The sequence below is a fragment of the Streptomyces speibonae genome, assembly GCF_984686075.1.
In genome coordinates, this window is sequence record NZ_OZ480260.1 from 873,360 (window position 1) to 893,479 (window position 20,120).

Below are 20,120 nucleotides of genomic sequence, written 5' to 3' on the forward strand. Positions count from 1 at the left end.
CTTCCTCTCGCGTACGGCGCACGGGTACCCGGCCCGGCGGCGATCAGGGCACGCCGTCCGCGCTCAGTGCTCCAGACGGGCGACCCGCCCCTGCTCCCCCGCGGCCCAGCAGCCGCGGTCGGGCGTGCAGTCGACCGTGTCGTACGAGCCGGTGTCGACGGTCCGCCAGGTGCGGCCGGCGTCGGTCGTCAGGTCGGTGCCGGTGGGGCCGACCGCGAGGGCGGCGGTGCGGCGGTGCGGGAGCCAGGCGACGCCGGAGCGGTAGGCCGGGGGCGAGGCGTGGGCCGGGCGCCAGACGCGGCCGCCGTCGGCGGTGCGGGCGGCGGCGTCGGGTGAGGCCTGGTCGGGGCGGAAGTCGCCGCCGACGGCGAGGCCGTGGGCGCGGTCGCGGAAGGCGAGGGCGAAGACGCCGCGCGCCGGGTCGCCGCCCGGGATCGGGCTGTCGGTGACCGTCCAGGTGCGGCCCCGGTCGGCGGAGTGCAGCACGCGCGCGCGTGCCGCTCCTCCGGTGGCCAGCCAGACGTCCCTCGGTCCGGAGGACACCAGGCACTGGCCGCTCGCCGCGAACCCGGCCTCGCCCTCAAGGGCGGGCGGCATGCCGGTGTCCGGGAGCACCTTCCAGGACCGGCCGCCGTCGCCGGTCGCCAGGATGCGGAACCTCCCGTCCACCGGGTCGCTCATCGCCAGGCCGTGGCGGTGGTCGAAGAAGGTGAGGCAGTCGTAGAAGGCACGGGGGTCGGTGTTGCGGAAGGACTCCGTCCATGTGACTCCGCCGTCGTCGGTGCGGTACACGCGGGAGGCCTCGCCCTCGCCGATGGCGAGCACCACGGCGCGCCGCGCGTCGAACGCCTCGATGTCGCGGAACCGCACGTCCCCCGCGTCGGGCGGGGAGACGTTCCGCCAGTTCCGGCCGCCGTCGGTGGTGCGCAGGACGGTGCCCGCGGTGCCGGCCACCCACGCGGTGCTCCGGCTCACGGCGGCCAGCCCGCGGAACCTGACCTCCGGGGTGCCCGTGTCCTTGAGCGACCAGTGCGGTGCCGTGTGCCGTTCCGGTCCGTGCGCCTGTGCCGGTACGGCCGTGAGCGCGGCCACGGCCGCCGTGCACACCGCCGCCGCGGTCACCCGGAGGCGCGTACGCCCCGTCCGTCCCGCCGGTCCCGTCCGTCGCGTACTCCCCGAGCGCCTCATGGCGGGCGAAGCTAGTCCCCACGCCGTGGTGCCGTCCAGAGGGCCTCCCGCCGCCCCACCGGGCGTCTCGTGGAAACACCCAACGTCCGGATGTCCACAGCCCGTTGGTCCGGGCGTCAGGCGTCGCGCATCAGCTCCGCGAGGTCGTGGTCCAGGTCGAGCCGGAGGTGTTCGAGACCGGTCGGCACCAGTTCGCTCGTGGCGTCCAGGAACCGGCGCACCTCGCCCGAGCGGACGTGCACGACGGCGGTCCCCTCGGGGGCGTGGAACTCCAGCACGGTGCGGTCGTAGCCGTACGGGCGCACGCGTACGTCGCCGTGCCCCTCAGGACCCTGAAGCCCCGCGGCGAGCAGCTCACGGGCGAAGGTCCAGCAGACCTCGACGCCCTCCAGGGTGGCGGGCGCGGGGAAGGTCATGCGGACGGCGAAGGGGTCGTCGCCGTCGTAGTGCAGGGTGGCGGGGATGTTCGGCATCCGTGGCGCGGCGGCGACCAGACGGGCCTCTACGGGCTGCTCAATGACGGTGGACAACGCCTTGCTCCCTCGTGACGGCTGGGCGGGCTTCCGGGCGGTACGGGTCGGCTACTGGAAGAGACGACGGAATCAGCCAATCCGTGCACACGAAAAACGAGTGACCTCTGTCACCGCCTTCATGCACCGGAGTGACAAGGCTCTCCCCGCGGCGCCGTGAGGGGGACGGTGGGACACACGCGCATCGCGGCAGCCGTCGGCGCAGGCGCCAGGGCGATGCCACGCGAGGCGCCCGCGCGCCTCACCCACCGCGCGGGGGGCGCAAGCGCGCGGCCTGGACGAGGGACAACCGGCTTCACCGGCCCCGGAACCGCTGCCCCTCCCGCCGGGAGCGGCCACGGGTCAGGCCGGCCGTCACGCGCGCGTCCGCCCCCGTACGCCCCCGTCGATTCCACGCCGGGAATGCGCCGCACACGGGGTCGGCGTGCGCGTGGCCGCTTCCGGCGGGAAGTCAGCGGCTTCGGGCCAGTGGGCCCGCGCTCCCGCGCGGGGCGCGTTGAGGGCTGTACGGGGTGTTCAGCGGGCCTGCGGCGACTGGCAGAGCACCGAGCCGTCTCGTGGCCGCTTCGCCCGGTGAGGGTCAGCGGGTCCGGGCGGGGGAAGGCAGTGGGGTTTTGTCCGTCAGGCCTGCGCGGAGTTCGCGGAGGATGGGCTCGAGTCCGGGGGTGGACGTCCCCGCGCGGTGGGTGAGGGCCTCGGCGTGATGCCCCCGCGGCAGGGGCTTCGGCAGGCCCGCGGCCGCCGCGAGGGCGAGGGCCGTGGCGGTCGGCTCGGGGACGTCGTCGGTGCGGGCGGATCCGTCCAGGAGCCGGTGCGCCTCCCGGCGCAGGGCGTCCGCGCGGGCGGTGTCGGCCAGGACGTGCTCCACGGACGGGAACACGCCGAGCACCCGGTGCTTCTCGGCCCGCAGGACGCCCTCGGCCACCAGCTGCTCCCGGACCGCGTCCAGGGTGTGCCGCGCGTGCAGCGTCACCCAGACGCGCCAGCGGTGCGGGAGCGACTCGGTGACCAGTTCGAGGAGACCGTCGAGCACCGGATCCCCGGTCCTGGAGTCCAGGTCGACCGGCGTGGCGATGCCGTCGTCGTCGGTCAGCAGGCCGCGCCGGGCCAGCTCGGCGAGGGCACCGGCCCGCACCAGGGCGGACAGCCGGGCCGGATCGGTGTCCCAGGCCAGCAGGCAGAGACGGGCCGGCAGGGAGAGCGGGCCGTGGGGCACGGGGCCTCCTCGAACGGTTGGCGTCGCGGTCGTGAAAAGGCGTTGACAGCCCTTCCCGGCCGCTCCTACGGTGTACAACGCTTCTGTTGCCGTCGATTGGAGAAGGACGTTGCTCGTCTGAGGTTCTGAGACACCGCGTCACACCCCTCAGGTGTGCACGCCGCGTGCGACCTCGGCGTTCGAGCCGTCCTTGTGCTCCCTCCGGAACAGGGCTCTTCTCATGCCCACGGATTCCTTCCCGGCTGCCGGTCGTCGTCCCGCGGTGTCTCGATACGCGTTTGCCCCTGATCGCCCCGAGCAACCGCGGAGGCCCGCATGTCACCATCCATCACCTGTACGTCGCTCGCCTTCACCTGGCCCGACGGCACCCCCGTCTTCGAGGGTCTCGACGTCGCCTTCGGCCCCGGCCGCACCGGACTCGTCGGGGTCAACGGCTCGGGCAAGTCCACCCTGCTGAAGCTGATCGCCGGTGAGCTCACCCCGGCCGACGGCGCCGTCCGCGTCAGCGGCGAGGTGGGCCGGCTGCCGCAGAACGTGACCCTCGACACCGCGCTGCGGGTCGACGAGGCCCTCGGGATCGCCGCCCGGCGGGCCGCGCTGCACGCCATCGAGGCGGGCGACGTGGCCGAGGAGCACTTCGAGACCGTCGGCGACGACTGGGACGTGGAGGAACGCGCCCTGGCCACGCTGGGCGAACTCGGCCTCGGGCACATCGGTCTCGACCGCACCGCGGGCGAGGTGTCCGGCGGCGAGTCGGTGCTGCTGCGGCTGGCGGCGCTGCTGCTGCGGCGTCCGGACGTCCTGCTGCTCGACGAGCCCACCAACAACCTCGACCTGTACGCCCGCAGACGGCTGTACGCGGCCGTGGAGAACTGGCCCGGCGTCATGATCGTGGTCAGCCACGACCGTGAGCTGCTGGATCTCGTCGACCAGATCGCGGATCTGCGCTCCGGTGACGTTACCTGGTACGGCGGCAACTTCTCGGCGTACGAGGAGGCCCTGGCCGTCGAGCAGGAGGCCGCCGAGCGGATGGTGCGCGTCGCCGAGGCGGACCTGCGCAAGCAGAAGCGCGAACTGGTCGACGCCCAGGTCAAGCTGGCCCGCCGCCGGCGGTACGGCCAGAAGATGTTCGAGCAGAAGCGCGAGCCGAAGATCGTCATGGGGGCGCGCAAGCGCGCGGCGCAGGTGTCCGCGGGCAAGCACCGCATCATGCACGAGGAGAAGCTGTCCGAGGCCAAGGAGCGGCTCGACGACGCGGTGGAGGCCGTACGGGACGACGACGAGATCCGCGTCGACCTGCCGTACACGGCCGTACCGCCGGGCCGGGGCGTCCTCACTCTCATGGACCTGGACCTCGCGTACGGCGCGCGGGTGCGCGGCGGTCTCGATCTGCGCGGGCCGGAGCGGGTGGCGCTGATCGGGCGCAACGGCGCGGGCAAGACGACGCTGCTGCGCACGATCGCCGGGGAACTGGACCCGGTCTCCGGCGAGGCGCGGGCGCATGTGCCCCTGCGGTTCCTGCCGCAGCGCCTCGACGTCCTCGACCCGGAGCTGACCGTCGCCGAGAACGTGGCGCGGTTCGCCCCGGGCGCCACCAACAACCGGGTCCGGGCCCGGCTCGCCCGGTTCCTGTTCCGGGGCGCCCGCGCCGACCAGAAGGCGCTGACGCTCTCCGGCGGGGAACGTTTCCGGGCGGCGCTGGCCGCGCTGATGCTGGCGGAGCCCGCGCCGCAGCTGCTGATGCTGGACGAGCCGACCAACAACCTCGACATGGCGAGCGTCCGCCAGCTCACCACCGCGCTGGAGTCGTACGAGGGGGCGCTGATCGTGGCCAGTCACGATCTGCCGTTCCTGGAGTCGATCGGCATCACGCGGTGGCTGCTGATGGAGGAGGGAGAGCTGAAGGAGACCACGGCCGGGGCCGTGGGGGCGTCCCGCCCGGCGCACTGAGGCGTTACCGGTGGTACAACTCCGCCGTCAGGGGTGGTCCTGTCCGGATTCGCCCTGCATGATGGCTGCGCCGACGCCCGTGGGAGGCCGGCCGCCGCACGGCCTCCCCGGCTCGGCGGAGCCATGCCCGTCCCGTTCGAAAGGCGCACCCGTGCCCAGCAAGAAGGCCCTCGTCCGCCGCCCCTCCCCCCGCCTGGCCGAAGGTCTGGTGACGCACGTCGAACGCCAGGACGTCGACCTCGACCGGGCCGTGGAGCAGTGGGAGGCGTACACGGAGGCGCTGCGCGCCCACGGGTGGGAGACCATCGAGGTGGAGCCGGCCGACGACTGCCCGGACTCGGTCTTCGTGGAGGACACGGTGGTCATGTTCCGCAACGTGGCGCTGATCGCGCGGTCCGGCGCGGAGTCCCGGCGGGAGGAGACCTTCGGGGTCGAGGAGGCCGTGGCGTCCCTGGGCTGCTCGGTGAACTGGGTGTGGGAGCCGGGCACCCTGGACGGCGGCGATGTGCTGAAGGTCGGCGACACGGTGTACGTCGGCCGGGGCGGGCGCACCAACGCCGCCGGGGTGCAGCAGGTGCGGGCCGCGTTCGAGCCGCTGGGCGCGCGGGTCGTGGCGGTGCCGGTCGCGAAGGTGCTGCATCTGAAGTCGGCGGTGACGGCGCTGCCGGACGGGACGGTCGTCGGGCACATCCCGGCCATGGACGCGCCCTCGCTGTTCCCGCGCTTCCTGCCGGTACCGGAGGAGTCCGGGTCGCACGTGGTGCTGCTCGGCGGGGACAAGCTGCTGATGGCGGCGAGCGCGCCGAAGACCGCGGACCTCTACGCGGACCTCGGCTACGAGCCGGTCCTGGTGGACATCGGCGAGTTCGAGAAGCTCGAAGGGTGTGTGACGTGCCTCTCGGTGCGGCTGCGGGAGCTGTACGCCTGACGGCGTCGCCTCACCCGTACGGCGCAGCGACCTGCGGCTCCTGAGCCCGCGACGGCATCGGGTCCACTCGTACGGACCCCCGCTGATCAGCGGTCTTTACGGCGGCCTTAACCTACGGTTTCGTAACCTACGGATTCGTAGCCTACGATTCCGTAGGTTCCCGGCACCGCTCGCCGGACCTCAGCATGTCACCGTCCCCCTGGAGTCACCCGTGTCGATCACTTCCCCTCACCTCGGCAGCCCTTCCGTCTGGACCGACGCGCGGCTGTTGCACGCCCTGGAGGAAGTGGTCGAGAAGGAACTCAACCGGCATCTGAAGGTCGCCAAGGACTGGATGCCGCACGAGTACGTGCCGTTCAGCGACGCCCGCAACTTCCCCGGCTTCTTCGAGGACGGCGAGGCCTGGGACAAGGAGCAGTCGAAGGTCACCGAGGTCGGCCGGATCGCCCTGGTGGTGAACCTGCTGACCGAGGACAACCTCCCCAGCTACCACCACGAGATCGCCACGCTCTTCGGCCGGGAGGGCGCCTGGGGCACCTGGGTGCACCGCTGGACGGCCGAGGAGGGCCGGCACGGCATCGTGATGCGGGACTACCTGCTCGCCTCGCGGGCCGTCGACCCGGACAAGCTGGAGCAGTTCCGCATGGCGCACATGAGCGAGGGCTTCGAGTCGGACAACCGGCACTCGATGCTCCACTCGATCGCCTACGTCGCCTTCCAGGAGCTGGCCACCCGCATCTCGCACCGCAACACCGGCCACCAGTCGGGCGATCCGGTCTGCGACCGCATGCTGGCCCGCATCGCGACCGACGAGAACCTGCACATGGTCTTCTACCGCAACCTGCTCAAGTCGGCGTTCGAACTGGCGCCTGACCTCACGATGCGGGCGGTGCGCGACGTCGTGGTGAACTTCCGGATGCCCGGCCACGGCATCCCCGGCTTCGAGCGGGCGGCCGCGCAGATGGCCATCGGCGAGGTGTACAACCTGCGCATCCACCACGACGACGTGCTCCAGCCGGTGCTCCGCTTCCTCAAGGTCTTGGAGATCGACGGGCTGGGCCCGGAGGGCGTCAAGGCCCAGGAGGAACTGGGCCTGTTCATGGGCGGTCTGGACGCGGAGGCCGCGAAGTTCGACGAGAAGCTGGCGGCCCGCAAGGCCCGGATGGCGGCCCGCGCCGCCGGCTGACGCCACGGCCTCCCCCGAGGGGTCGACACGGCCCGCCCTCGCCGGCGAAGCCGGCGAGGGCGCACTCGGATGGCGGAGCGGAACGGTGCTCCGGTCACCGTCCCGTACGGCGCAGTTCGAGGCGTTCCTTCTCCGACATGCCGCCCCAGACTCCGAAGCGCATGTCGTGCGTCAGGGCGTACTCGAGGCAGGTGGCGCGGATCGGGCAGAGGCCGCAGATGCGCTTGGCCTCACGGACCGAGCTGCCCGGCTCGGGGAAGAAGAAGTCTCCCCCCGTCTGCGCGCACAACGCCTCCTCCTGCCAGGCGAGGTCGGGCGACGGGAATGTGTCGATGTGCATGGCGGGAAGCGTGCCCGAGCGGGAAAAACGTTCGATCAACGCCGCATCAACGCCAGGGCGTGCGGTGTCGGCGCGGTGACGGACGATGATGGCGCCCGGGCCCGACGTACGCACGGCGGCGCGCCGGTGGTCAGGTCTGGCGCGGATCGCCCTTGAGGACGGCGAAGCGCGCGCCGTAGGGATCCTCCAGTCGGGCGAGCCGGCCGACGCCGGCGAGGGATGTGGCGGGCATGCGTACCCTGCCGCCCAGTTCGGCGGCCCGGGCGACGACGGCGTCCGGGTCCTCCACTCCGATGTACGGCAGCCAGTACGGGGTCCCGCTCTCCGCCTCGACGGGGTCGTCGGCCAGCGGGACCAGCCCGCCGAACATGCCCTCGTCCCCCGTTCCGGCGGGGTTGACGGAGGTGTAGACGCCGCCGGGGAAGGTCACCGCCGAGGTCTCCCAGCCGAGGGTGGAGTGGTAGAAGGCGGCGCTGCGGGCGATGTCCGGGGTGTACAGCTCGGTCCAGCACAGTGAGCCCGCCTCGCCCGCCGCTTCGATGCCCTTGCGCCGCGCGGGCTCCCAGATGCCGAAGTGGGCGCCCGCCGGGTCGGTGAGGATCGCCGTCCTGCCCTGTTCCATCACGTCCACGGGTGCCATCGCCACGCCGCCGCCGGCCTGCCGGGCGGCGTCCGCGGTGGCGTCCGCGTCGGGGCTCTGGAAGTAGACGGTCCATGCGGGCGGGCCCTGCCCGGGTGCGCTCCGCATGCCGCCGGCGACGATGCGGCCGGCGAGCTCGAAGAAGCCGTAGCCTCCGGCGTCGGGGCCGGCGTCGCGGTAGTCCCAGCCGAACAGGGCCCGGTAGAACGACGCGGCGCCGTCGATGTCGGAGGTGCCGACGTCGATCCAGTTGGGGGCGCCGTTGACGAAGCGGGTGGTGAGCATGGGGGCCTCCTCCGGTGCGAGTCTTCCACCGTTCGCCGGTGATCACCGTCCGGAGCTCCCGGGTGAGGGTCGGGCTTTTCGCCCCCGCCGCCCCTTCCCGTCCCGTCCCCGGGGGCGCTGCCCCCGGACCCCGCTCCTCAAACGCCGGAGGGGCTGCATGGGGCGGCGCAGCCCTCGGCGCGGTCACGCCGACGCGCGGCGGATCAGTGTGGTCGGGAGGACGAGGCCGCCCGGGGTCTCGTCCCGCTCACCCGTACCGTCGAGCCTGCGCAGCAGCATGCGGGCCATCAGGCGGCCCATCTCCTCGATGTCCTGGCGCACCGTGGTGAGCGGAGGTTCCGTCTGTTCGGCGATCGGGAGCATGTCGTCGAAGCCGACCACCGCCACGTCGTCCGGCACCCGCCGCCCCCGTTCGCGCAGCACGCGCAGCGCGCCCGCCGCCATGAGGTCGTTGCCCGCGAACACCGCGTCGAGGCCGGGGCGGCGGCCGAGGAGTTCGCGCATCGCCCGCTCGCCGCTCGCCGAGGTGAAGTCGCCCTCCACGACCAGCTCGGGATCGGCGTCGGCCACGGCGTCGCGGTAGCCGTCGACCCGGTCCACGGCCGAGGTCTGGTCGAGGGCCCCGGTGATGTGCGCGATGCGGCCGCGGCCGAGCCCGATGAGATGCCGTACGGCGTCGCGGGCACCGCCCCGGTTGTCGCAGTCGACGTAGACGACGCCGTCGCCGCCGCCGCCGGTGAAGTCGGGCCGGCCGCCGAACACGGCCGGGACCCCGGCGCTCTGGATCAGCTCGGGCAGCGGGTCGTCGATGTGCAGCGAGATGACCAGCGCGCCGTCGACATGGCCGCCGGCGAGGTAGCGGCCGACGCGGGCGTGGTCGTCGCGGTCCTCGGTGAGCAGCAGGACGAGCTGGTTGTCGTGGGCGGTCAGTTCCTTGCTGATGCCGCGCAGCTGGCGGGCGAAGAAGGGGTCGGCGAAGACGCGGGTCTCCGGTTCGGCGACGATGACGGCGACGGCGTCGTGCCGCTTCGTCACCAGGCTGCGGGCGGCCTGGTTGGGGACGTACCCGAGTTCCTCCACCGCCTGTCTCACCCGCTCGGCCAGGGGTTCGCGCACCGCGTCGGAACCGTTGACCACGCGGGAGACCGTGGCCCGGGAGACCCCGGCGCGTGCGGCCACCGCCTCCAGCGTGGGGCGCGGCACTGTCTCGGTCACTTGGGCGCTCCTCACCTGCTGCTGCGGGAAAGGATATCCCCGGCCCGCCCATCGGCGAGAGCGCTCTTCGATCATGCCGGACGCCGTCAGTGCTCGTGCGTCGGTTCCTCCCCGGCGGCCGGCTCATGGGCGTGCTCGTGTTCGTCCGGGTCGTATCCCGGGATGGTGCCGTCCGGCTTCTTCACCAGGAACAGCCCGACCATGCCCATGTCGGAGTGGCTCTGGACGTGGCAGTGGTACATCCAGGCGCCCGCTCCGACGCCCTCCCCCGCGATGATCTGGAAGCCGAAGGAGTCGGCGGGGCCGCAGATCTTGTTGTCGATGACCGGGCTCGGGTCGTCGGGTCCGGTGAGCATGCCGGTGCGGTTGTCGGCCCAGCGGTGACCGTGCATGTGGAAGGTGTGGTAGAACTCGCCGTGCGTGATCATGACGATCTCGACGCGGTCGCCCACCGTGGCCTCGAAGTCGGGGCCGGAGTGGGCGGGCAGGTTGTTGATCGACATGTCGTTGAAGACGATGGTGTGGGTGGCGTCGGGCAGGATGTCGCCCTTGCGGCGGACGATCACGGGGCCGTAGAGGCCGTTGCGAATGCCTCCGGTGCCGTGCACCGTGCCGACGACGTGGTCGTGGTAGTGCCAGTAACCGGCGCTGCCCGCCCGCCAGGTGCCGTCGGAGCGCCGGCCCGGTTTGTGGGTGCGCCAGGTGTAGGTGCGGGTGCCGCCGGGCTCGACGTCGCTCTTGTTCTGCCGGGTGCCGTCGCTGGAGATCTCGTAGTCGAGGCCGTGGACGTGCAGGCTCACGGGTACGTCCATGGTGTTCTCGAACTCGATGTGCAGGGTGTCGCCCTCGTTGAGCTCGATCAGGGGGCCGGGGATCGACGCCTTGCCCTTCTCGAAGCCGTAGCCCATCTGTCCGCCGTCCAGCCGTTCGGCGTACATCTTGATGCGCCGCACCTCGCCGCCGGCGGGCGCGGTCTTCGCCGTCTTCGCCGCGCTCACTGCCTCGGGTGCCATGGACAACGATGTCGCCGCTACGGCGCCGCCCAGCAGTACCCGACGGTTGAACCCGCGTCTGTCCATGCCGAACTCCCCATGTGGCTGTCATGAACCTGTGAAACCGTAGCGGCCGCCCCGCTGTTTATCCACACTCAGGACAAAGTTTGATTCATTGCTGCGATAGGTATTGGCGTGTGGCGCAAAGAGGTCTAGCTTCCTTGACGCTGTTGCTGCGACCGAGGAGGGGTGGGTGGCCACGTGCGGTCCACATCGCATCAAGAACCCATGCGCTTAAGAGGGTTGAGCACGTCAAGCGCCATGAACGGACGACGGACGAGAAGAGGAAGACGCGTCTGGGCGGCCACCGTGACCGCCGGCGTCCTCGCCGCCGGGCTGCTGTCGGGTCCCGCCGCCAGCGCGCGCCCGGCCCCGGATCCGTCCCTGACAACGATGTCCATCAAGTCGCCCCCGGGCGGCGCGAACGTACGGGTGCTGCTCTTCCACGGCTCGGCGGCCGGCGGTGACGAGTCGCCGCTGGTGAACGCCGGCATCGCGGCGATCGAGAAGATCGGCCTGACCGGCCCGGAGGAGCAGCGGTTCCAGGTCACCGCCACCGACAACGCCTCGGTCTTCACCAACGACAAGAAGCTGGGCCGGTTCAACACCATCGTGTTCCTGACCGGCGGCGGCGACATCCTGACCCCGGAGCAGGAGGCGGGGCTCGAGGCGTACATGGAGGCCGGCGGCGGTTTCGTCGGGCTGCACGACGCCGCCCGCGCGGAGCCGTACTCGGACTGGTTCACCGGTCTGATCGGCGCCCGCCCGGCCGCCGGCGGCCCCGACAAGGCGCAGCGGGCGACCGTGGAGGTCGGCGACCGCGCCCATCCGGCGACCAAGGCTCTGCCGATGGAGTGGAAGCGCTCCGACAAGTGGCTGAACTGGGTGAAGAACCCCTCCGGCGATGTGCACACGGTCGCCAGGGTGCGCGAGTCGACCTACACGCCCGGTGCGGGCGCGGCCGGCTGGGACCACCCGGTCAGCTGGTGCCGTGACTACGACGGCGGCCGGTCCTTCTACACCGGCATGGGCGGCACGGTGTCGTCGTACGACGAGACCGACTTCCGCGACCATCTGCGCGGCGCCCTGCTGTGGACCAACCGGCTCGTGCGGGCCGACTGCAAGGCCACCATCACCGGCAACTACAAGGCGGAGCGCCTCACACAGCCCAACCAGCCCGGGCAGAACGACCAGATCGGCGAGCCGCACGGCCTGGTCACCGCCCCCGACGGACGGGTGTTCTACATCGGCCGGGGCGGCGCGGACGCCTCGCAGCCCGTGGTCACCGACTGGAACGACCCCGACATCGGCAAGGGCAAGGGCGAGATCCACGTCTGGGACCCCGGGACCGGCAAGGTCACCCTGGCCGGAGCGCTCACCGTCTTCGGCAACAAGGGCGGCGGCGACGAGCTGAGGAAGGTCGAGGAGGGCCTGCTCGGCATCGAACTGGACCCCGCGTTCGAGCGGAACGGATGGGTGTACCTGCACTACACGCCGCACTCCGAGATCAACCGGGACACCCACATGGCCGAGCGGCGGGTCTCCCGCTTCACGCTCGACCACGCCACCGACAAGCTGGACCTGAGCAGCGAGAAGGTGCTGCTGGAGTGGCCGGTGCAGATCCACAGCTGCTGCCACGCCGGCGGCGGGATGGCCTGGGACTCCAAGGGCAACCTGTACATCGCCACCGGTGACAACAACTCCAGCGGCTTCAGCGGCGGTTACTCGGGCAACAACCCCGAGCCCGACTTCAAGGGCGTGTCCTTCGCGGACGCCCGCCGCACGGCCGGCAACACCAACAACCTCAACGGCAAGATCCTGCGCATCCACCCCGAGCCGGACGGCACGTACACCCTCCCCGAGGGCAACCTGTTCACCGGCGAGGAGACCGCCGAGGGCGGCGGCAAGACGCGCGGCGAGATCTATGTGATGGGCGTGCGCAACCCGGCGCGCATCTCCGTCGACAAGAAGACCGACGTCCTCTACGCGGGCTGGGTCGGCCCCGACGCCGGTTCCCCGTCGACCGTCTGGGGCCCGGCGAAGTACGACACGTTCGCCGTCATCACCGAGGCGTCCAACCGCGGCTGGCCGTACTGCATGGGCAACAAGCAGCCCTACCGGGACCGCAACCTGCCGGACCCGTCCAAGCCGCTGGGCTGGTACGACTGCGACCACCCGAAGAACGAGTCGCCCAACAACGACGGTCTGGTCAATCTGCCGCCGGTGACCGGCAACAACATCTGGTACTCGCCGCAGGGCGGGGCCCCGGACTACCCGCGCGACGCGAACGGCATCCCGTCGTACGTGCAGGACGAGGCCACCTACCGGCTGCCCTGGCTGAAGGGCGGCGGCCAGGCCGCGATGAACGGCCCGGTCTACCGCTACGACGCCGGCAGCTCCAGTGACGTCAAGTGGCCGGCCTACTGGGACGGCAAGTGGTTCGTCGGTGACTTCTACGACGCCGACCAGCCGCGCAACGCGGTGCTCATGGACCCGAAGACCCAGGGCGACGGCGGTCTTCCGGTGCACTCGGAGTCCCTGAAGAAGATCGTGCCGGTCGGCAACGACGGCATCAGGAACCTGATGGGCTGGAAGTTCGGTCCGGACGGCGCGCTGTACGTCCTCGACTACGGCCGCGGGTTCTTCACCTCGGACGCCAAGTCCGCGCTGTGGCGGGTCACCTACACGGGCGGCGGCCCGACCCCGGCCGCCGGTCAGCTGGCGAGGAAGGCCGGATGAGACCAGTGACACGGAAACGAAGAGTGTGGGCCGGCCTGCTGGCCGCCCTGCTGATGATGCTCGGTCTGCAGACCACGGCGTCCTCGGCCGGCGAGAAGGAGTCCACGGCCGACGCGGCCGCGGCGCAGGTGCTCACCTGGACCGCGGGCGACAGCATCACCGCGTACACGTCCGCGCCGAAGACGGCGGTGGCCGGTCCGGCGACGATCGTCTTCGAGAACAGCGCGGCCACCGGCAACACCACCGGTATGCCGCACACGCTGACGTTCGTGACCTCCGACCCGGAGTTCAACAACGACGTCCAGCTCAACATCATGGCCACGCCCGGTGACGCGCAGGGCGGCCGGCACACGGCGGAGGTGACGCTCACCCCGGGCCGCTACTTCTATCACTGCACCATTCCCGGCCACCCCGAGATGCAGGGCATCCTGACGGTGACCGAGGGCAGTGGCGAGGACACCACCGCGCCCGAGGCCACCGCCGAGGTGACCGGCTCGCAGAACGACAAGGGCGAGTACGTCGGCGCGGCGAGCGTGACCCTCGAGGCCACGGACGACGCTTCCGGGGTGGAGCGGATCGAGTACGCCCTCGGCGCCGACGGCGCCTGGCAGCCGTACACCGCCCCGGTGGTCGTCGACCAGGTCGGCGCGCACACGCTGCGCTACCGCGCCCTGGACAAGGCGGGCAACGTCTCGGCGGAGCAGACCGTGACCTTCACGGTCGTCGCGCCGCCGACGGACGACACCACCGCGCCGGAGACCTCGGCGACGGTGGACGGCGAGAAGAACGACGACGGTGCCTACATCGACATGGCGACGGTCACCGTCACCGCGTCCGACACCGGCTCCGGCGTCAACACCATCGAGTACGCCCTCGGCGCCGACGGCGCCTGGCAGCCGTACACCGGGCCGGTGATGGTGCACCAGGTGGGCACGCACACCGTGCGCTACCGCGCCACCGACCGGGCGGGCAACACGGCGGCGGCCAAGAGCGTGGAGTTCACCGTCGTCGCCGCTCCCCCGCAGGACACCACCCCGCCGGCCACCGGCGTGACCGTGGAGGGCACCAGGAACTCCGACGGCGCCTACGTCGGTGACGCCACCGTGACCGTCACCGCGGACGACGGGCACGGCGGGTCCGGTGTCGCGGCCGTCGAGTACTCCCTCGACGGCGGCCCGTACCTGGCCTACACCGGGCCCGTGGTCGTCGACCGGGCGGGCCGGCACACCGTGGCCTACCGGGCGAGCGACAAGGCCGGCAACACCTCCGAGCCGCTCACGGTGAGCTTCACGGTCGTGGCGGACGGCGGGGTGCCCGCGCCCAACTGCCCCGAGTACGACGAACGGCTGACGGTGTTCGTCGGCACGGTCGACACGGGGGTGCCGAACCGGGTCACCAACAACCGCTGCCGGATCGGTGAGCTGATCGAGGACGAGAAGGAATGGACCTCGCACGCGCTGTTCCTCAAGCATGTGAAGAGCGTCGTGAACAAGCTCAAGAAGGAAGGGGTCATCGACAAGCGGGAGAAGCGGGCGATCAACCAGGCCGCCCGTGAGTCCGGCATCGGCGAGCCCGGCCGGACCGAGGGCTACCGCAAGATCCTCGACGGCACCCAGGAGTCGTTCGCCAAGTGGGAGCACGTCGGCGGCGGTTCGTTCGCGCTGAACCCGGACGGGTCGATCACCTCCGGCACCACCCGGGGCGGACTGGGCATGCTGTGGTTCCCCGAGCGCAAGTACGGCGACTTCTCGCTGAAGCTGCAGTGGCGTGACGACGCCCCGGGCACCGGCAACGCCAACTCCGGTGTGTTCGTGCGGTTCCCGCAGATCCACGACCACCCGGAGGAGCCGCGTCCGGAGTGGGCCGCCATCAAGTTCGGGCACGAGATCCAGGTGTTCGACTCGCCCACCGGCGACGTGTACAAGACCGGCTCGGTCTACGGCTTCGACCGGGTGGGCCTGGCCGGTGCGGGTGTGACGCAGAAGGGCACCTGGAACGACTACGAGATCCGCGTGGTGGACCAGCACTACTCCGTCTACCGCAACGGTGTGCTGATCAACGAGTTCGACAACATCGGCGGCCAGGACTTCACCCCGCCGCGCTCGGACGACCCGGGCACGGACGGGCGGCGGTACGCCACCGGTTACATCGGACTGCAGGTGCACGGCACGGGGGACGTCATCTCCTACCGTGACGTGCGGATCAAGGACCTGTAGCGCCCACGGGTGCTGAGGTCGCCCCGGGTCAGGAGGCCGAGGGTTTCGGCTTCCTGGCCCGGCTCGGCTGGACCCGGCTGGGTTCGCCCGGCATCTTCGGATACTCGGGCGGGTAGGGCAGATCGCCCAGGCCGTGGTCGTGTTCGTCACGGCGGGCGAGTTCCAGCAAGGGCTCCAGCGAGAAGGCGTGATCGTCCATGTCCGCGTGCACGTCGCCGAGTTCGGCGAAGCGCGCGGGCATGGTCGTGATGTCGAAGTCCCGCGGATGCGCCTCGCCGACCTCCTCCCAGCGCAGCGGCGCCGACACCGGCGCGTGCGGGTGGGGCCGCACGGAGTAGGCGGAGGCGATGGTGCGGTCGCGGGCGGTCTGGTTGTAGTCGACGAAGATGCGTTCGCCGCGCTCCTCCTTCCACCACTTGATGGTCACCTGCTGCGGCATCCGGCGTTCCAGTTCCCGGCCCACGGCGATGGCGGCGCGGCGCACCTGGGTGAAGGTCCAGCGCGGTTCGATCGGGACGAACACGTGGAGGCCGCGTCCGCCGGAGGTCTTGGGCCAGCCGCGCATCCCGTGGTCGTCGAGGACGGCGCGCAGTTCCCCGGCGGCCCGCACGGCGTCGTCGTAGTCGGTGCCGGGCTGCGGGTCGAGGTCGATGCGCAGTTCGTCGGGGTGGTCCACGTCCGAGCGCCGCACCGGCCAGGGGTGGAAGACGAGCGTGCCGTACTGGGCCGCCCACACCACGGCCGCCTCCTCGGTGGGGCACATCTCGTCGGCGCTGCGGCCGCTGGGGAAGGTGATGTGCGCGGTGGGGATCCAGTCGGGCATGCCCTTGGGGGCGCGCTTCTGGTAGAACCACTCGCCGGTGATGCCGTCGGGGTAGCGCTGGAGGGTGGTGGGCCGGTCGCGCAGGGCGCGCAGCAGCCCGGGGGCGACGGCCTGGTAGTAGCGGGCGACGTCCAGCTTGGTGTACCCGTGTTCCGGGAAGAAGACCTTGTCCGGACTGGACAGCCGTACGGTCCGGCCGCCCACCTCGAGTTCCACCGCGTCACCCATGCGAGCCACGGTACGGGTGGCACACATACCTCGCACACCGGGCGGCAACGGGCGCGGGCGCGCAGAATCGGAACATGGATCTTCCCGTCATGCCGCCCGTGAAGCCGATGCTCGCCAAGTCCGTGGCGAAGATCCCGCCGGGCATGCAGTACGAGGCGAAGTGGGACGGGTTCCGGGCGATCGTGTTCCGCGACGGGGACGAGGTCGAGCTGGGCAGCCGCACCGGGAAGTCGCTGACCAGGTATTTCCCCGAGGTGGTGGAGGCGGTGCGGGAGCGGCTTCCGGAGCGCTGCGTGCTGGACGGGGAGATCGTCATCGCCCGGGAGGGGCATCTGGACTTCGACGCGCTCACCGAGCGCATCCACCCGGCCGACTCGCGGGTGCGCACGCTCGCCGCGCGGAACCCGGCGTCCTTCGTCGCCTTCGACATCCTGGCGCTGGGGGACGAGTCGCTGCTGGACGTCCCGCAGTCGGACCGCCGGGAGCTGCTGGTCCGGGCGCTTCAGGGAGTGACGCCTCCGGTGCACGTGGCGCCGGCGACCACCGACATCGAGGTGGCGCGGGGGTGGTTCGAGCAGTACGAGGGCGCGGGTCTGGACGGGGTGATCGCCAAGCCGCTCGATCTGCGCTACCGGCAGGACGAGCGGGCCATGTTCAAGATCAAGCACGAGCGCACGGCCGATGTGGTCGTCGCCGGGTACCGGCTGCACAAGAGCGGCCCGGTCGTGGGCTCGCTGCTGCTGGGTCTGTACGACGACGGCCGGCTCCAGCACGTCGGCGTCTGCGCTGCGTTCCCGATGAAGCGGCGCGCGGAGCTGATCGAGGAGCTGGAGCCGCTGCGGATGGACGATGTGTCCGGCCATCCGTGGGCGGCCTGGGCGGACGAGGCGGCCCATGAGTCGGCGCGGCTGCCGGGGGCGCCGAGCCGCTGGTCGGGCGGCAAGGACCTGTCCTGGGTGCCGCTGCGGCCGGAGCGGGTGGCCGAGGTGGCCTACGACCACATGGAGAACGGGCAGCGTTTCCGGCACACCGCCCGCTTCCGCCGCTGGCGCCCGGACCGGGATCCCGCGAGCTGCACCTACGCCCAGCTGGAGGAGCCGGTCCGCTACGACCTGGCCGAGATCCTCGGCGGGCCGTGACCCGCCGGGTCGTGCGTCAGGGCCGCACGGTGTGCTGGGTGCTGGGTGTGCTGGGTGTGCGTCAGGGCTTGATCAGCACCTTGACCGCGCCGTCGCGCTTCTCCTGGAACATCGCGTAGGCCTCCGGCGCCTCGCTCAGCGGCACCCGGTGGGTGGCGAAGCCGTCCACGCCGAGGGGGTCCTCGTCGGTGAGGTAGGGGATGATCTCGTCGCTCCAGCGGCGGACGTTCGCCTGGCCCATGCGCATCTGGATCTGCTTGTCGAACAGGGTGAGTATGGGCATCGGGTCGGCCATGCCGCCGTAGACGCCGCTGATGGAGATGGTGCCGCCGCGGCGCACCAGGTCGATGGCGGTGTACAGGGCGGCGAGGCGGTCGACGCTGAAGCGTTCGGCCATCGGGCCGCTCAGTTTGCGGGGCAGCAGGGCCGAGGCGTTCTGCACCATGCGGGCCGCGGCGCTGCCGTGTGCCTCGGTGCCGACGGCGTCGATCACGGCGTCCGGTCCCCGGCCGTCGGTCTGGTCGCGGACGGCGGCGACCAGTTCCTTCTCGTCGTCGAAGGAGCGCAGGTCGAAGGTCTCCACGCCCCGCTCCTTGGCCCGGTTCAGCCGCTCCGGGACCATGTCCACGCCGAACACCCGTCCCGCGCCCTGGGCCTGGGCGACCCGGCAGGTCATGTCGCCGATGGGGCCGAGGCCGAGCACGGCGACGCTGCCGCCCTTGGGGATCCCGGCGTAGGCGACGGCCTGCCAGGCGGTGGGCAGCACGTCGGAGAGGTAGACGAAGCGGTCGTCGGAGGGCCCCTCGGGGACCTTGATCGGACCGTACTGGGCCTGCGGGACCCGCAGGTACTCGGCCTGGGCGCCCGGTACCGCGCCGTACAGCCGGGTGTAGCCGAACAGGGCGGCGCCCATGCCCTCGGAGCTGACCTGGGTGGTCTCGCACTGGGTGGGCAGTCCGGTCAGGCACATCCAGCAGTTGCCGCAGGCGATCTGGAACGGCACCACGACCCGGTCGCCGACCTGGAGGTCGGGCACCGCGGCGCCGACCTCCTCGACGATCCCCATGGGTTCGTGGCCGAGAATGTCCCCGGGGGTCATGAACGGGGTCAGCACCTCGTAGAGGTGGAGGTCGGATCCGCACAGTCCCGTGGAGGTGATGCGGATGACCGCGTCCGTCGGCTCCTCGATCCGTGGGTCGGGCACGTTCTCCACGCGTACGTCCCGCTTTCCCTGCCAGGTCAGTGCCCTCATCGCCGCCCGCTCCCTCCGTGCCTGCCCGTGTGTCGCTCGTGCGGTGGGCGTCCGGGTACCCGGGCGGCCGGACGCCGAACCACGGGTCGCTGGGCCGATCGGCGGACGTCACCGCGCGGGAGTGCTTCCGGTGTGCGATGGGCACCGACCATCGGAAAAGCGCACAATCGAAACTACGGATGATGTGAGGCAGGCGCGGTGGCAACGGTGGGCACGGTACGAGGGGCGCGCCGACGGCGGCGCGGTACGGGGGCCGGGTTGCTGCTGGCCGCCGTGCTGGCGGGCGGTCTGGCCGCGGGCTGTACGACGTCGGACGGCCCGGATGACGACGGCCGGGGTTCGCCGGACGAGTCCCCGTCCCGGGGGCAGGACGCCCCGCCGGTCCTCGCCGTGAAGGTCGACAACGCCCCCGCCGCCCGGCCCCAGACCGGTCTGGACGCCGCCGACGTGGTGTACACCGAGGAGGTCGAGGGCGGGAGCAGCAGGCTGATCGCCGTGTACGCCACCGAGCTCCCGGACTCCGTCGGGCCGGTGCGCAGCGCCCGGGAGGCCGATCTGGAGCTGCTGCGCCAGTTCGACCGGCCGCTGCTGGCCTACTCCGGGGCGCAGAGCAAGCTGAATCCGCTGATCGAGCAGGCCCCGCTGGAGGCGGTGACTCCTGCATCGGAGCCCGGCGCCTACTCCCGGGATTCCGGCCGGGCGGCTCCGCACAACCTGTATCTGCGCCCGGACCGGATTCTGGACGAACCGCCCGGCGAGGCCGCCCTGACCACCGGCTTCCGCTTCGGCCCGCCCCCGGCGGGCGGTGCGGCCCGCGACGAGATGACGGTCCGCTACCCGGCGGCGCGTTTCACCTTCACCTGGTCCGAGGACCGCGACCGCTGGCTGGTGTCGATGGACGGCGCGCCGGCCCGCACCACGGACGGCGAGCGGATGGCGCCCGCGACGGTCGTCGTGCAGTACGTGACCGTGCGCTCCTCGGCGTTCCGGGACTTCCTCGGCAACACCACCCCCTACACCGAGACGGTGGGCTCCGGTGAGGCGACCGTACTGCGCGACGGACGGGCGTACGAGGCGGACTGGGAGCGTGCGGCCGCCGAGGACGGCACCTCCTTCACCACGGACGACGGCGAGCCGCTGAACTTCGCGCGCGGCCAGGTGTGGGTGGTGTACGCGAAGGCGCCCTGAGCCGG

16 protein-coding genes are annotated in these 20,120 nt (G+C 71.7%); 7 read left to right on the forward strand and 9 right to left on the reverse strand.

Annotated elements, in window-relative coordinates:
- Window positions 1-63 precede the first annotated feature (63 nt).
- The 3 genes from AC5L3C_RS03625 to AC5L3C_RS03635 form a co-directional block, all read right to left on the reverse strand.
- The gene (locus tag AC5L3C_RS03625) at window positions 64-1,122 is read right to left on the reverse strand and encodes a WD40/YVTN/BNR-like repeat-containing protein (RefSeq protein ID WP_493646861.1); all 1,059 of its coding nucleotides are present in this window, start codon (window positions 1,120-1,122) and stop codon (window positions 64-66) included.
- Between the two features lie 182 nt (window positions 1,123-1,304).
- Window positions 1,305-1,718, reverse strand: a complete 414-nt coding sequence (gene ssgD, locus AC5L3C_RS03630; RefSeq protein WP_493646863.1) for a spore wall synthesis regulator SsgD — start codon at window positions 1,716-1,718, stop codon at window positions 1,305-1,307.
- A gap of 580 nt (window positions 1,719-2,298) precedes the next feature.
- Entirely contained in the window at window positions 2,299-2,934 is a 636-nt protein-coding gene (locus AC5L3C_RS03635) for a GOLPH3/VPS74 family protein (RefSeq protein WP_493646864.1), read from the reverse strand.
- 315 nt (window positions 2,935-3,249) lie between these two features.
- Here AC5L3C_RS03635 and AC5L3C_RS03640 point away from each other — a divergent pair, with 315 nt between their 5' ends.
- The 3 genes from AC5L3C_RS03640 (at window position 3,250) to AC5L3C_RS03650 (ending at window position 6,998) form a co-directional block, all read left to right on the forward strand.
- Entirely contained in the window at window positions 3,250-4,884 is a 1,635-nt protein-coding gene (locus tag AC5L3C_RS03640) for an ABC-F family ATP-binding cassette domain-containing protein (protein WP_493646866.1), read from the forward strand.
- A 151-nt stretch (window positions 4,885-5,035) separates the two neighbouring features.
- Entirely contained in the window at window positions 5,036-5,812 is a 777-nt protein-coding gene (gene ddaH / locus AC5L3C_RS03645) for a dimethylargininase (protein ID WP_493646868.1), read from the forward strand.
- A 211-nt stretch (window positions 5,813-6,023) separates the two neighbouring features.
- Window positions 6,024-6,998 carry an acyl-ACP desaturase gene (locus AC5L3C_RS03650; RefSeq protein ID WP_493646870.1) on the forward strand — a complete coding sequence of 325 codons (975 nt, stop codon included), beginning with the start codon at window positions 6,024-6,026 and terminating at the stop codon, window positions 6,996-6,998.
- 94 nt (window positions 6,999-7,092) lie between these two features.
- Here AC5L3C_RS03650 and AC5L3C_RS03655 read toward each other — a convergent pair whose 3' ends face one another.
- The 4 genes from AC5L3C_RS03655 to AC5L3C_RS03670 all read right to left on the reverse strand — a co-directional run bounded on the left by AC5L3C_RS03655 (window position 7,093) and on the right by AC5L3C_RS03670 (window position 10,557).
- Window positions 7,093-7,338 carry a WhiB family transcriptional regulator gene (locus AC5L3C_RS03655; RefSeq protein WP_493646872.1) on the reverse strand — a complete coding sequence of 82 codons (246 nt, stop codon included), beginning with the start codon at window positions 7,336-7,338 and terminating at the stop codon, window positions 7,093-7,095.
- Window positions 7,339-7,468: 130 nt separating this feature from the next.
- On the reverse strand, window positions 7,469-8,263 hold the full coding sequence (locus tag AC5L3C_RS03660) for a VOC family protein (RefSeq protein WP_493646874.1): 795 nt from the start codon (window positions 8,261-8,263) through the stop codon (window positions 7,469-7,471).
- A 183-nt stretch (window positions 8,264-8,446) separates the two neighbouring features.
- Window positions 8,447-9,478 carry a LacI family DNA-binding transcriptional regulator gene (locus AC5L3C_RS03665; RefSeq protein ID WP_493646876.1) on the reverse strand — a complete coding sequence of 344 codons (1,032 nt, stop codon included), beginning with the start codon at window positions 9,476-9,478 and terminating at the stop codon, window positions 8,447-8,449.
- Window positions 9,479-9,564: 86 nt separating this feature from the next.
- The gene (locus tag AC5L3C_RS03670) at window positions 9,565-10,557 is read right to left on the reverse strand and encodes a multicopper oxidase domain-containing protein (protein WP_493646877.1); all 993 of its coding nucleotides are present in this window, start codon (window positions 10,555-10,557) and stop codon (window positions 9,565-9,567) included.
- Window positions 10,558-10,791: 234 nt separating this feature from the next.
- Between AC5L3C_RS03670 and AC5L3C_RS03675 the strand changes: the two genes are divergently transcribed.
- Window positions 10,792-13,269, forward strand: coding sequence for a ThuA domain-containing protein (locus AC5L3C_RS03675; protein ID WP_493646879.1), 2,478 nt, complete (start codon window positions 10,792-10,794; stop codon window positions 13,267-13,269).
- Window positions 13,270-13,292: 23 nt separating this feature from the next.
- On the forward strand, window positions 13,293-15,485 hold the full coding sequence (locus tag AC5L3C_RS03680) for an OmpL47-type beta-barrel domain-containing protein (protein ID WP_493653734.1): 2,193 nt from the start codon (window positions 13,293-13,295) through the stop codon (window positions 15,483-15,485).
- Window positions 15,486-15,513: 28 nt separating this feature from the next.
- Here AC5L3C_RS03680 and ligD read toward each other — a convergent pair whose 3' ends face one another.
- Complete coding sequence (ligD, locus tag AC5L3C_RS03685) at window positions 15,514-16,536, reverse strand: non-homologous end-joining DNA ligase (protein WP_493646881.1); 1,023 nt, start codon at window positions 16,534-16,536, stop codon at window positions 15,514-15,516.
- 74 nt (window positions 16,537-16,610) lie between these two features.
- Here ligD and AC5L3C_RS03690 point away from each other — a divergent pair, with 74 nt between their 5' ends.
- On the forward strand, window positions 16,611-17,675 hold the full coding sequence (locus AC5L3C_RS03690; protein ID WP_493646882.1) for an ATP-dependent DNA ligase: 1,065 nt from the start codon (window positions 16,611-16,613) through the stop codon (window positions 17,673-17,675).
- Window positions 17,676-17,736: 61 nt separating this feature from the next.
- Here the strand turns inward: AC5L3C_RS03690 and AC5L3C_RS03695 are convergent, their stop codons facing one another.
- Entirely contained in the window at window positions 17,737-18,927 is a 1,191-nt protein-coding gene (locus AC5L3C_RS03695; protein WP_493646883.1) for a zinc-dependent alcohol dehydrogenase, read from the reverse strand.
- Between the two features lie 198 nt (window positions 18,928-19,125).
- Between AC5L3C_RS03695 and AC5L3C_RS03700 the strand changes: the two genes are divergently transcribed.
- Entirely contained in the window at window positions 19,126-20,115 is a 990-nt protein-coding gene (locus AC5L3C_RS03700; RefSeq protein WP_493646885.1) for a DUF3048 domain-containing protein, read from the forward strand.
- The last annotated feature ends 5 nt before the right edge of the window (window positions 20,116-20,120 follow it).

Excerpts from the sequence above, each read along its gene's own strand:
- AC5L3C_RS03640 (WP_493646866.1), top strand. The coding sequence starts at position 3,250 with ATGTCACCATCCATCACCTGTACGTCGCTCGCCTTCACCTGGCCCGAC.
- AC5L3C_RS03690 (WP_493646882.1), top strand. The coding sequence starts at position 16,611 with ATGGATCTTCCCGTCATGCCGCCCGTGAAGCCGATGCTCGCCAAGTCC.
- AC5L3C_RS03670 (WP_493646877.1), bottom strand. The coding sequence starts at position 10,557 with ATGGACAGACGCGGGTTCAACCGTCGGGTACTGCTGGGCGGCGCCGTA.
- AC5L3C_RS03675 (WP_493646879.1), top strand. The coding sequence starts at position 10,792 with ATGAACGGACGACGGACGAGAAGAGGAAGACGCGTCTGGGCGGCCACC.
- AC5L3C_RS03655 (WP_493646872.1), bottom strand. The coding sequence starts at position 7,338 with ATGCACATCGACACATTCCCGTCGCCCGACCTCGCCTGGCAGGAGGAG.
- AC5L3C_RS03660 (WP_493646874.1), bottom strand. The coding sequence starts at position 8,263 with ATGCTCACCACCCGCTTCGTCAACGGCGCCCCCAACTGGATCGACGTC.
- ligD (WP_493646881.1), bottom strand. The coding sequence starts at position 16,536 with ATGGGTGACGCGGTGGAACTCGAGGTGGGCGGCCGGACCGTACGGCTG.
- AC5L3C_RS03695 (WP_493646883.1), bottom strand. The coding sequence starts at position 18,927 with ATGAGGGCACTGACCTGGCAGGGAAAGCGGGACGTACGCGTGGAGAAC.